19 protein-coding genes are annotated in these 11496 nt (G+C 59.5%); 18 read left to right on the plus strand and 1 reads right to left on the minus strand.

The features are described from left to right. Positions 1 to 402 precede the first annotated feature (402 nt). Positions 403 to 1086, minus strand: coding sequence for a LexA family transcriptional regulator (locus ACB039_RS14765; RefSeq protein WP_323895287.1), 684 nt, complete (start codon positions 1084 to 1086; stop codon positions 403 to 405). 104 nt (positions 1087 to 1190) lie between these two features. Between ACB039_RS14765 and ACB039_RS14770 the strand changes: the two genes are divergently transcribed. The 18 genes from ACB039_RS14770 (at position 1191) to ACB039_RS14855 (ending at position 11216) form a co-directional block, all read left to right on the plus strand. Further along, on the plus strand, positions 1191 to 1457 hold the full coding sequence (locus tag ACB039_RS14770; RefSeq protein ID WP_180911231.1) for a hypothetical protein: 267 nt from the start codon (positions 1191 to 1193) through the stop codon (positions 1455 to 1457). A 25-nt stretch (positions 1458 to 1482) separates the two neighbouring features. Then, the gene (locus ACB039_RS14775) at positions 1483 to 1929 is read left to right on the plus strand and encodes a phage regulatory CII family protein (protein ID WP_323895291.1); all 447 of its coding nucleotides are present in this window, start codon (positions 1483 to 1485) and stop codon (positions 1927 to 1929) included. A gap of 339 nt (positions 1930 to 2268) precedes the next feature. Further along, complete coding sequence (locus tag ACB039_RS14780) at positions 2269 to 3342, plus strand: hypothetical protein (protein WP_323895293.1); 1074 nt, start codon at positions 2269 to 2271, stop codon at positions 3340 to 3342. A gap of 107 nt (positions 3343 to 3449) precedes the next feature. Beyond that, entirely contained in the window at positions 3450 to 4004 is a 555-nt protein-coding gene (locus tag ACB039_RS14785; protein WP_324051297.1) for a replication protein P, read from the plus strand. Continuing rightward, positions 4004 to 4264: a hypothetical protein gene (locus ACB039_RS14790; protein ID WP_323895297.1), complete on the plus strand. Its 261-nt coding sequence runs from the start codon at positions 4004 to 4006 to the stop codon at positions 4262 to 4264. The genes ACB039_RS14785 and ACB039_RS14790 overlap by 1 nt, the downstream gene beginning before the upstream one ends. Then, complete coding sequence (locus ACB039_RS14795; RefSeq protein ID WP_231959418.1) at positions 4261 to 4491, plus strand: hypothetical protein; 231 nt, start codon at positions 4261 to 4263, stop codon at positions 4489 to 4491. Before ACB039_RS14790 ends, ACB039_RS14795 begins: the two co-directional genes overlap by 4 nt. Continuing rightward, on the plus strand, positions 4488 to 4697 hold the full coding sequence (locus tag ACB039_RS14800) for a hypothetical protein (RefSeq protein ID WP_322131003.1): 210 nt from the start codon (positions 4488 to 4490) through the stop codon (positions 4695 to 4697). The genes ACB039_RS14795 and ACB039_RS14800 overlap by 4 nt, the downstream gene beginning before the upstream one ends. Then, the gene (locus ACB039_RS14805; RefSeq protein WP_103244322.1) at positions 4690 to 4995 is read left to right on the plus strand and encodes a hypothetical protein; all 306 of its coding nucleotides are present in this window, start codon (positions 4690 to 4692) and stop codon (positions 4993 to 4995) included. The genes ACB039_RS14800 and ACB039_RS14805 overlap by 8 nt, the downstream gene beginning before the upstream one ends. After that, positions 4985 to 5374 (plus strand): DUF4406 domain-containing protein, encoded by a 390-nt coding sequence (locus tag ACB039_RS14810; protein ID WP_103244323.1) that lies wholly within the window; start codon positions 4985 to 4987, stop codon positions 5372 to 5374. The genes ACB039_RS14805 and ACB039_RS14810 overlap by 11 nt, the downstream gene beginning before the upstream one ends. Before the next feature lie 103 nt (positions 5375 to 5477). Next, positions 5478 to 6287, plus strand: coding sequence for a Bro-N domain-containing protein (locus ACB039_RS14815; protein WP_371165941.1), 810 nt, complete (start codon positions 5478 to 5480; stop codon positions 6285 to 6287). A 31-nt stretch (positions 6288 to 6318) separates the two neighbouring features. Next, positions 6319 to 6942 carry a 3'-5' exonuclease gene (locus ACB039_RS14820; protein ID WP_371165942.1) on the plus strand — a complete coding sequence of 208 codons (624 nt, stop codon included), beginning with the start codon at positions 6319 to 6321 and terminating at the stop codon, positions 6940 to 6942. Beyond that, positions 6914 to 7132, plus strand: a complete 219-nt coding sequence (locus tag ACB039_RS14825) for a DUF3283 family protein (protein WP_042648553.1) — start codon at positions 6914 to 6916, stop codon at positions 7130 to 7132. Before ACB039_RS14820 ends, ACB039_RS14825 begins: the two co-directional genes overlap by 29 nt. Next, positions 7116 to 7379 (plus strand): hypothetical protein, encoded by a 264-nt coding sequence (locus tag ACB039_RS14830; protein ID WP_371165943.1) that lies wholly within the window; start codon positions 7116 to 7118, stop codon positions 7377 to 7379. Before ACB039_RS14825 ends, ACB039_RS14830 begins: the two co-directional genes overlap by 17 nt. Then, positions 7376 to 8365: a DUF968 domain-containing protein gene (locus ACB039_RS14835; protein WP_371165944.1), complete on the plus strand. Its 990-nt coding sequence runs from the start codon at positions 7376 to 7378 to the stop codon at positions 8363 to 8365. The genes ACB039_RS14830 and ACB039_RS14835 overlap by 4 nt, the downstream gene beginning before the upstream one ends. Before the next feature lie 74 nt (positions 8366 to 8439). Further along, positions 8440 to 8730 (plus strand): phage related protein gp8, encoded by a 291-nt coding sequence (locus ACB039_RS14840; RefSeq protein ID WP_042648556.1) that lies wholly within the window; start codon positions 8440 to 8442, stop codon positions 8728 to 8730. Then, a complete protein-coding gene (locus ACB039_RS14845) occupies positions 8730 to 9359 on the plus strand; it encodes an antitermination protein (protein WP_371165945.1) in 630 nt (209 codons plus the stop codon). The genes ACB039_RS14840 and ACB039_RS14845 overlap by 1 nt, the downstream gene beginning before the upstream one ends. Before the next feature lie 304 nt (positions 9360 to 9663). Beyond that, on the plus strand, positions 9664 to 10809 hold the full coding sequence (locus ACB039_RS14850) for a hypothetical protein (protein WP_317841390.1): 1146 nt from the start codon (positions 9664 to 9666) through the stop codon (positions 10807 to 10809). Positions 10810 to 10931: 122 nt separating this feature from the next. After that, positions 10932 to 11216, plus strand: coding sequence for a DUF3892 domain-containing protein (locus ACB039_RS14855; RefSeq protein ID WP_317841389.1), 285 nt, complete (start codon positions 10932 to 10934; stop codon positions 11214 to 11216). The last annotated feature ends 280 nt before the right edge of the window (positions 11217 to 11496 follow it).

Below are 11496 nucleotides of genomic sequence, written 5' to 3' on the forward strand. Positions count from 1 at the left end.
TGAGTCAGCCCGGTTGCCGGTGTTATGTCCCCAAGCGGTTTGTTGCCACCGCTGCCAGTGTTGTGCTGGCCCTCCGGCTGGGGTCGTCTTTCGCAAATTGGTTTCTGTTTGTGATTTTATGGTAATCATAGGTTTCTTTGTGGTCAACCTGTGGTTTCTGTTTTTTTGTATTTTTTTGTCATGGGCCAGGAACTGGCTGGTGTGGAAGTGATGCGGCAGCCCGCTGTGGGGCTGGGATTAGTGGGGCGTAGAGCTTATTCGCTTCGAGGAGAGTGGGTAATGCTGAGCTGTTTGAATGGAAACTGGGGGAGGGGGGGAGTTGGCGTTGTGGGTTGCTAGCAGAACGCCGTTACATTGGACCGTGAAGGCTGCAAGGGAAAAAGCAAGGCGCCAGAGGCGCCCTTACTCTTCTTGCACTGCGCAGCGAACTACGCCGCAGATGACGACCTCTTCGGTCACCGGGATCATCCTGTACTGGGGGTTGAGCGGCTTCAGGTACCACTGGCCCGCATCGCGTACCAGCTCTTTGAAGGTGGTCTCGTCACCGATGCGTGCCACGACCCGTTTGCCAGCATCTGGATGAACGTCCGGGTCTACAATCAGCACGGTGCCTTCCGGATAGGATCGGCCCCCATCGCGAGACACCATGGAATCACCTTTGACCCGAACGGCATAGGCTCGGCCGCCAACCCGGACCGGGCTGGGGATCCGCTCATCCACTTCCTCGGGGAGCGGTATGTCACCGTTACTGCAAAATGCCCCTGCCTGCACCCAAGAGAGTACCGGTACCAGCCCAACCTGGTCAGAGAACTCCTCCACGTTACTGTCTTCACCGGTCAGCATCCATTGCACTGACTTACCGATGATCTGGGAGATCTCGCCCAAGCGCTTCACTTCTGGCAGGTTCTCGCCCGAAAGCCATTTGCGCACGGCAACGATTGATGGCGCATCACGTAACATGCTCCTCAATTTGCCTGCTCGGCCACGTTCGCTAATCCCTTGAGCCTCTAAGGCTTCGTTCAGGCGTTTGGCAAAAGCTATCTTGTCGGCCTCGTAGCGTGCCATGTCATTGTTTCTCTTCTGCATAACGAATTCCTTCTATTGTCCCTGCCTTCATTGGAAACTTTCAGTTGCCATAAAAAGAAATCCTCGGTTACCATTTATCTGTGATAGATGGATAGGAAGCTGCAATGAACGTATTACTCGAGCGATTCAAGAACAAAGCTGCGCTGGCAAAAGCGTTGCAAGTGAGCCCCCCTGCCGTAATGCGTGCATTCAAACGCAATGTTGTACCGGCCACCTGGGTACCGAAATTACTGAGGCAAGGCCTAAGCCAGCAGGAGATTGCTGCTTTACCCCTTGCGACAAGGGCAGCCGATATTCTGTCGGCTTTGCAGCCGCAGGATGGCCATGGAGCTGATCATGACGCAAATAACCGAAACCTCCACGTTAAGTAAACCAATGGTTTCGCGTCCGGATGTTTTGTGGTCAGCCTACTTGCTCGGCAAGCACCACAACATCAGCGAGCTGGCTCGACTGTTGGGCAAGGGGCCGACTGTGCTGGCCAACAAGTTCAACCCGGAGTGCGATGCCCATCACCTGAACCTGGGTGAGGCTGTCGCGGTCACCGAACTGACCGGCGACAACCGTATCCTCGAGGCCTGGGCGGTGAGCCGCGGCAAGGTGCTGGTGGACTTACCAGCGGGGGTCGTGAGCGATGATGACCTGGTAGAGCAGGTGCTGCTGGCGCAGGCTGTGTTCGGCAAGCTCATGCAGGCCATTCACGACGCCAGGGCGGACGGGGTCATAGACCGGATGGAGCAGGGGCAAATCGAGCGCATCGGCACCCAGGCCGCGGAGCATGTGCTGGGGCTGATCAGCAGCACCGGCGCAAATGTGCGGCAACTGCCGACGACTTCCAGCAAGTAGATACAAGGCGGCCCCGCGCTGCGTCAACAGCCGAGGCCATGGTTCAGTCATCGATTGGGGATGAGAACATGGAAAAGCATACGGTTAACAATGCCTTTGAGCAAGGTGCCAATAGCATGTCTTGGGTCGAGCATCAGCGTCCAGAGCTGCCTCGGCCTTCACTTCCGCGTCAGCGTCGACCCAGTGTCATTCCCAGCATGCTGCCACGACTGGTTTGTAGCCAGTGCGGCACATTCCTGGTTTATGGCGGGTTCCGTGGCGGAATCAAGATCCCCGTTTCTCCGGAGCAGGCAAGGCGCCACCTTGACTGCCTGATGCAGCATCTACGGGAGGTGGGCCATGGGTGAGGTGATCAGACTGGCGGCCCCGGTGGCCGCCTCAACGCAACGAGGTTGCAACGTGGACGACAATGCCCGCACCGGTTTTCGCCTGTTCTACCGCAGCATGAAGAACGCGGCCTGGTACCGGGATGTCGCCAAGAAGGCGGTGATGTTTCACCTGATCCTTGAGGTGGCGCACGAGCAGCGCACCGTGGTGTTTGGCGGCAAGCGGGTTCAGCTTTCCCGCGGGCAGCTGGTGTGCTCGGCCAAGAGTCTAGGGCAGGAGTGCGGCATCTCTGAAGATCAGGCCCGCCGGGCGCTGGAGTTCTTCAGGGCAGAGGGGGCTATCAGCTGTGTGGGGGCCCGTGGCAAGGGTGGCTATACCGTGGTGAGCCTGCTCAATTTCGATGCCTATCAGCGCGGATTATCGCAAATATTTAGCGCGGAATATGGCGCGGATTCTGAGGCCGCGCCAGCACTGGGGTTGGAGGCTGGTTCGCAAAGTGGCGGCGCGGATTTACCCGCCGAACAACACGCCGAAGACTATATCAGTAAGAACATAAAGACAGATCTTAAAGACTCTTCGTCGCAACTCGCTGTCGCGACTTTCGACCAGCAGAGTGAACAGCCTATCGCTGATGAGCCTGTCACTGCTGACCCCCTCCCTGATGAGCCCACTGTTGCCGAGCCCAAGACCCGGGTTATCCCGGGGGCTGCGATCCAGACGCCCAATGGCAAAGCCTGGGGTACGGCGGAAGACCTGACGACCGCGCAGTGGATGTTCAAACGGGTGCAAGTGATCGCGCCCACCGCGCTTGAACCGAACTGGGCGCAGTGGGCCAACGTGATCCGCCTGATGCGCGAGCTCGACCAGCGCAGCCACCGGGATATCTGCGAGCTGTATGACTGGGTGAGCCGGGATGCATTCTGGTGCACCAATGTGCTGTCCCCGCAGAAGCTGCGCCAGCAGTGGACCCCGTTGACGGTGAGGCGCAATGCCCCCACCCATCGGCCCGTCAGTGGCCAGCATACCGACCTGACCCAATCCATGACTGCCGACGAGCTGAATCGCCGGATGCAGGAGGGCTTCTGATGAGCATGAAACCACTGAGCGCAGTGCTCGAGGACATGACGAGTTGTGGTCTTGCTGCACATGCCGGAGAGCAACAGCAGCGGGTTTTGACCGACCACGACTCGCAGATGGTGTCGATGTTGTTCGAGCAGTTGAAGATCGTGTTCCCTGCCTGGAAGCATGCTTTCCCGACCGATGACGCCCAGCGCCGAGCCCTGGCCGAATGGACCCGAGCTCTGGTGGATGCTGAGTGCACCAGTCGCGAGCAGCTGCAGCTGGGCATGCGGGTGGCTCGCGAGCAGGAGATCCCGTTCTTCCCCAGCACCGGGATGTTCATCAAGTGGTGCCAGATCACACCAGAGGCGCTTGGCCTGCCGACGGTCGATCAGGCGTTGGCCGATGTGGTACGCCACCGTAAGAGCCACCCGGCCGTGGTGATTGCCGCTCGCGCTACCCGCTTCGAACGCCAGACGCTGACCGCTGACGAGTACCGCAAGGTGTTCGCTCAAGCCTATGACCAGGTCGTGCGCCGTGTGATGGCCGGGGAGGATATCGAGGCTGAGGTGCTGAAGGGGTTGCCCACTCGTGAGCAGATCCGCCACAGCCCCGAGTTCTACCAGCAAGCTGGGCAGCGCGGCGTCGCCAGCTTGAAGGCGTTGTTCAAACGCGGGGGAGGTGCGTGATGGCCAGTCAATTCAATGCGAACGTCGAGCGCGATGTCCGTGAGGCGCAGTTCTGCCGGGTGGTCATCTATCCGCCAGTGCGGGGCTGGGTGGGGGAGAGGGTGCACCTGGAGGTGTCGAATTCGCTGGACACCCTGGGCAAGACCGATGCCGCCACCGGTGCCGGGTATTACCTGGTGTGGGATGGGGCTGAGGAGGCGCGAGCAGAGGCTGCGCGGATCCGGGGCCAGGCGGTGGAGCTGGTGAGGGTAGGGGGATGATGCACTACTACGCCCAGCACACCCCGACCCGGGATTGGCAAGCGCCGCTGCTGGGCATCGAGGAGCTGGCGAAGGCCCAAGAGGGTGGCATCTGTGTGTCGATCGGGATGTGGGTGATCCACGATATCGGGTTTGGTGCCTGGAGCACCGAGATAGGCGTGATTGTCGGGGCTGCCATGCACAAGGCAGCCCTTCAAGCCACCACCGGGAGGGGGAGGAAGGGATGAACATAGGCATGCTGCTTGGGATGTTGATCGTCGGCTTGGCGCTGCTGCTGGCCGTGTTGCTGGTGCTGATATGGGTAGCGCTGCGGGCATGGCGGGAAGAAGTGCAAGAGGACGAGGCGGCGTTACTGGATGAACCGCGGCTGGTGTCAGCCTGCCGTGAGCTCTCCGAGTTGGCGGCGAAGACCAAGGAGGCCAGCCATGGCTAAGGCCTTCTTCGTGCTGATGTACCTGTTCGTGGCGCTGTTTGTGCTGGCCATGGTGCCCTATGAGGGGGGTATGGGCTGGCAGATGCTGCAGGCGCCGGTGGTGTGGGTGATCCTCGCGGGCTGGGTGTTGGTGATGTTCCCGTGCCCTGTGGTGCGCCTGCTGCTGGCACCGCTGCGGGCCATCCTGTTGCTGCTGGTGTGGTTGGGCACACTGCTGCTGGCGATCACCAAGGTGGTGCTGGTGGCGCTCAACCGTGCGAATCGCGATCTGGCCGGGGAGGCCCATCATGACCGTTGAACTGAAAGAACTGAATGAACGTGGCCTGATCGACCTGGCCGGGGTGAAGGTGTATGTGGCAGGGCCCATGACGGGCCTGCCACAGTTCAACCGGCCTGCGTTCTTTGCCGCCGAGGCCTACCTGCAAGGGCAGGGGGCCAGGGTGATGAACCCCGCCGTGCTGCCGGATGGCTGGGCGCATGATGCCTATATGCGGATCGCCATCCCGATGCTGATGGAGTGTGAGGCGGTGGCGTTTTTGCCCGGCTGGCAGCAGAGCAAGGGGGCGCGGCAGGAGTTCACCCGGGCGCACGCCTTCGGCCTGGTGCTGCTGCAACTGGACGTCGAGGAGCTCCCCCTGGGATTGCTGGTCAGGCAGCATCTGCCGTTGATGGTGTAGGTCATATCCCGCCGTGAGAACCTAACAAACGGTGATTGATGGCTGTATAAATACACAGTATCTTTTGGGGCTATGCCAAGGACATGACAATCGGGAGAGTGACATGCAGGTGTTGAGTTTTGACAGTATGGAGTTTGGCAAGGTGCGCCTGATCGATGAAGCCGGGCGCGTGCTGTTCTGTGCCGTCGATGTGTGCAAGGCGCTGGGCTACAGCAACCCGAGGGATGCGGTGAAGCGCCATGTGGACGAGGGGGATGTCGTGAAACGCGACACCCCCACGACCAGCGGGATGCAGGAGGTCAGCTTCCTGTGCGAGAGCGGGGTCTATGCCCTGATCTTCGGCAGCAAGCTGCCCGCGGCCAAGGGGTTCAAGCAGTGGGTCACCGGTGAGGTGCTGCCCAGCATTCGCAAGACGGGGCAGTACGCGATCGGCCATGCCCCGACCATCAACGTGGAGGCAGTGCAGGTCGAACTGCTGTTCGTCGAGACGGCGGCCAGGATGCTGAACGTCAGCAACTCCGGCAAGCTGGGTATGCTGCAGACCATCCAACGCCAACACGGTCTGCCTAACCTGCTGCCAGCCTACGCCATCGACGCGCCGAGCGATGCCACCGATGGCAGTTCGCGGCCGACCTTCTCAGCCACCGAGGGGCTGAAGCAGCACGGGGTGAGCATGGGGGTGCGCTACTTCAACGCCCTGCTCGAGTCGAACGGGTTGTTGACCAAGATGCAGCGCCCCTCCACCAAGTCACCGGATAAGCAGAAGGAGTTCTGGGCGATCACGCCCAAGGGGCTGCTGTACGGCAAGAACATCGTGGATCCGCGCTGCCAGCGCGAGACGCAGCCGCACTGGTACCAGAGCCGGTTCGCCGAGCTGCTGGCCAAGGTCGGGTTGGGGAAGGTGGCGGCATGAAGACAACCATATCAACCAAGGAACATGCAGTATGAATAACCCCAAAAAGGTCGCCGTCGTGGATATCGAGACTCTCGGCCAGGGTGTGGATGCGGTGATCGGCACCATCGGAGTGGTCATTGTCGATGTGGGGCAACTGCGGGCTGTGGATGAGTTCTACTGCCGGGTCGATCTGGCACAGGGCCGCCAGCGTGACGACGACACCCTGGCGTTCTGGGGGCGGCAGATGGTGGAGAGCCCGGCCGCTTGGGAGGAGATGTTCGGCAATGCCGGTCGTCTGTTCCTGGTGGATGCGCTGCAGGCGTTGGCCAACTTTCTCGGCCGCCATTTCGAGAAGGTGGCTGCGGTCGAGTTGATGGGCAATGGCAGTGAGTTCGACAATGTGTTGTTGACGCATGCCTATCAGCAATGGGGTGTTGAGCAGCCCTGGTGGTTTCGTGGCAACCAGAGCCTGCGCACTGTGGTCTGGATGGGGCGGCAACTACTGGGTATTGACCCCAAGTATCAGCTGCCTTTCGAGGGGGCCCGCCACCACGCTCTGCACGATGCCCGCCATGAAGCGGCATACCTGATCCACATACTGAACGCCTTCAAGCAGGGGCTGACAGGGGGCGTGAGCGCTGGTCATGACATTCAATCTGGCGCTGCTACCTGATCAGGAGCGTCAGCGGATAGAGTTGGATAAGCAGGCGGCTTTGCTGGTTTGGCAGTGCCGCCGCAACCTGGCGACCCGAGAGGATGTTGCCAGGGCAATCATCAATCAGCCCGTGGATAACCAGGAGTATTTTCGCGATCGGCTGAACCACTACCGTGAGGTAAAGGGGTCACATGAGCAAGTTTACTAGCCGCAGTGCGGCCAGAGTGCAGCACCTGCAGCAGCAGGCCAGCAACCCGGCCGGGGCCGCCATCAACACCAGCGCTGAGTTGTTCCGTTCCATCGACACCGCCTGCCCGGGCCTGACCGCCGCCGAGGCCGCCCGCCGGATCATAGCCTCAGAGTCCCTCGCCGTGCGCCGCACCGCCAGTTATCAGCTGTTGGCCCGCCTGGGCCCGCTGCTCGACAAGCTGGAGATGGTGGAGAAGCTGGGATGATGCCGACCCATCCGGTCTTTGTGCCAGAGATGGGGGTGGTGCTGCTGAAGGTGGGGGAGGGTCTGGCTGCGCTGCGCACCTCCCTGGCCAACCGCCCGGCGGTATTGGTTCCTGCCCCAGACGGTGGCGACCTGCTGACCCAGTTCCCGGAGCTTGCCAGTGCCCTTCTCAACCCTGCCATCGTCAACGCCGCCGGCGGCGAGCTGGCCTTGCGCAGCGTGGGCCAGTGCCTGATCGGCCATGGCTGCATCGGGGAATCGGTCACTACCGAGATGGGGGGCCTGCCGCTCCCCTTGTGCTGGCACCATGACAACGCATACCGGGATGGCCAGTTGCCGTTCACCCCGGCGGAGCACGCAGCGGCGATCGCCCGGGCACTGCTGACCAGGGTCGCTGGTTGGTGTGGGGTTGCCCTTGCCCAGTTGCAGGCACGGGATCTCTGCTGGTGGGCCAGCGTGTTCAAGGTGCAGCAGCATCTGCCGATCGCCGTGGTGCGCCACGCCTGCCGCTTGCCGCCGCTCGAGCCGGAGCGGTTGCTGGTGCCAGGGCGCGGTTATCGGGAGACCGATGCCCGCTATCGGGTGAATCGCACCGAGCTGCTAGAGCAGGACCCGCTGGCCGAGCTGCGCGGCCGGCTGCGTATCAAGCCAGCGGTGAAGGCCATCGACCCGGAGCCGCCGATGCTGCATATCCCACGCCCCAAGATGCGGCGCTGGGAGTCGGCCAACTATCTGGCGTTCGTCCGCCAGTTGCCGTGCGTGGTGACCGGGGAGACCGAGGGCATCGAGGCGCACCACGTGGTGGGGCACGGGCTCAGCGTGATGGGCAGCAAGACCCATGACCTGATGACCTTTCCGCTCTGCCACCAGGCACACATGGAATTGCACAACAAGGGCTGGCAGCAGTGGGAGCAGACCCACGGCAGCCAGCTGGATCACGTCGTGATGACGTTGAACAAGGCCGCCGGCCTGGGAGTGTTTGGATGACGCCATACAGTGGGAAGCCTACAGGTGGACGGAAAATAAAGGCGCGAGCCCGACCGCAGCCGGTACCGGGGTCCATGAACAAGACAGAGGAGGCCTATGCAGGCCACCTGCGCACGCTGATGCTGGCGGGCGAGGTGCTGCACTACGAGTTTGAACCGCTCAAGCTGCGGCTGGCCGACAAGACCTTCTACACCCCGGATTTCATGGTGGTGCGCCGGGATGGGCTGATCGAGCTGCACGAGGTGAAGGGGTTCTGGGAGGACGATGCCAGGGTGAAGATCAAGGTCGCGGCCAAGCAGCACTGGATGTTCACCTTCGTCGGGGTCCAGCGCAAAGGCGCCCACTGGTCACTGGAGGCATTCTGATGCGACTTGAATATGCGCTGTCGATAGGGGAACCCCGCTCGGCGATGATCCAGGCCATTCAGTCCCGCTCCACCGGACCCTCTCACCTGACGCAGGCCGATGTGCTGGGGGCGCTGGGGCTGGTGCAGAAATATGAAGGGGTGGGCCTGGCGCTGATGATGGCCCGCTACACCAAGGACAAAGCCAGCCACCACAAGGCGGTGATCGGGGTGATGGCCCAGTGCAGCAAGCTGGCACCCAAGTATGTGGGGACCATCAAGGAGCGCGGCCAGGGGATGGCACTGAAGGCGATCGCCGCGCTGGCGGTGCAGCACTATTGCCGCACGGTGGACACGCCGGGGGCAGCCTGTCACCCGCAGTTCTGCCACGGGCGAGGAGTGATCCGCGATCTGGAGCTGAGCCGCCTGCACGGCAAGGCCGTCGACAAGGTGTGCCCGCGCTGTGGTGGTACCGGGCTGCGCCCCATCCCTGGTACCCAGATCAGGCGAGCCATTGAGCCGCTGGCTGGTGGACTGACCCGCGGCCAATGGGAGCGGCGCTGGTATCCGCTTTATCTAGCGGTGCTGGCCTGGTGCCATGTGCAGGAGAGCGAGGTTGCGGCGTTCTACAAGCGAGTGACGGCGGCTTGATATCTGCTGCCCGCAACATTTTATATCAGACGTCATCACTGTGTTTTTTGCTCAATTATAATGGCAGGCCTAATAAAACTGGCTCATGAGAATACACCTAGACATCATGGTTAGGCTGGTAATATTATGATTTAAAATATTTTTTTCGTGGTGTTCTTGAGGTGGTGTGCATAGTTATACGGAAGGCTTTTTTATCGGATTTATACTGTCTTCCATCTAATCACTGTTGAGCATCGACATCAATTACTCAGACTAGTAGGCAGCCTTGATATCTCCACTTCCGACAGAACTTGAGGCGATCCGAGTGAAGGTGCAACGTGCTATCCTGCCCCTCAAACCGCTCGATTCGTCGACAGAGCATGATCCCAAGACGCTCTTTCTTGCACGGCGAACCAACGCTGGTCGAGAATTGCCGCCGTATTACCTTGTCTATTTCCTTCTCGTGGACTTGCTCGGTTTCCCACACGCCGGAAAGTGGGAAAAGACCGCATGGTCTGTCGCGGTAGATTGGAATGGTCGTGGGTTTCTAATCGAACATCGAAAGATGGGTCTTGGTGTCTTTGCGCAAGACGTCGAACGCGACGAGTCTACGGCACGCGAGCTTGTTATCCGAATTCAAAAGGCTGTCCGTGCCGCACAGCCCTTTTTCGAATGGTTAGCTGGTGACGCCGTGTCGCGATCGGAAGTGAACGTGACCAACAACGCATCTTCCCTATTTGGGAGATACGAATTCCTCCGCGACTCTTATCATGCCAAGTGCGACGAGTATGAAAGACGTAAGACGGAGCGTATCGTAACGCAAGGCACAACTCCAGGTGGTGGAACATGGACACATTCATCATTCCCAGCATTTCCTCTCATTGCGGAAAGTAACTGGCTAGCCATTTCCGCGGTCGAGGCATTCTTCGCTTGGACAGAACATATCTTTATTCACGTTGCTCTCATGACTGGGAGAAAGTCGACAGCAACAGAGGTAACTGAGATGGCGGAGGCAGACTGGTCAGTAAAGTTTCAGTCCGCCTTAGCTCTGACAGATTCAGACACCAAGTCCCAGTACGACCGGTTGGTTTCACTTCGCAAAGAATTGAGAAACTACGTTGCTCACGGAGCCTTTGGAAAGCAAGGCGAAGCCTTCTATTTTCACTCAGGCGCAGGTGCCGTACCTGTTCTACTTCCACACAAAGTTGGCAGTCGTAAGTTCAAACTGGCCCACGGACTAAGTTTCGACGCGTCGGCCGCCTTCATTGCGATGGAGGATTTCATTGCCTGCCTCTGGTCGGGCAAGCGTGCACCTGCTGAGCGATACATTCAACAAAGCGGGCTTCCCTTGATCCTTACTTATGTGCGCGACGGCACCTACTCTCGTGCTATGAATTCAGTCGAGGACATGGAGGCATTTGTACTCCATCTCTCCGGCGAGTTTGATCGCGCAGCCGACATGGACTGGTAGATGTTTCTCTCCCCATATATGGAAATCTCTATACCCAACCCATCATTCCACCGGACCTGCGCGAAAAGCCGCGCAAGCCGGCGAATTTAAACGTTAGGCAGTTACCAATAACGGAGGTTGCAATGTCAGACCATCAAGTTAAATGCATAAATAAGTCAAACCGCCAAAGCGCCCACGAGCGCATACAGTTTATCGGCGGAGTAAATGTGGATGGCACTCGCTGGAAGTTATCTCAACAAGACGCTATCGCCGGAATAGAGTCAGGTAAATGGCGCTTTTGGGTGAGTGCTGGCGGACAATCAGTTTGGGTAATTGTTGCCAAAAGCGCTAGCGGCAACAAATATCTAAAAACCCAAAATGATGGCGAACACCCGAACAACTTGCTTAGCCTTCCTGAATGTCCGTAAACAACCTAACAAGCTGTTCAAGTTCTTCGAGCCGCTCACTCGGGGCTGGCTAAAGCTGGCCCCTTAACCAAACGTTAGAGGTCTTTTCGACCGTGATCACAAAATGGTGGAAACGCTCAATGTTCAACATTACCTCGCAGGCCGCTGACACTATCTACACATGGTCAAACTGTAGTGGTCAACTAAATCCGGACACTTGGTTAGGCCGATCCTCGGCTTTTGCTGGCGCGATCCCGTCATTGTGTTGATGTGGACGCCGCCAGTTGTAGTAATCCATCAG

The organism is Aeromonas sp. S2(2024), assembly GCF_041402505.1.
Classification (GTDB): domain Bacteria; phylum Pseudomonadota; class Gammaproteobacteria; order Enterobacterales; family Aeromonadaceae; genus Aeromonas; species Aeromonas media.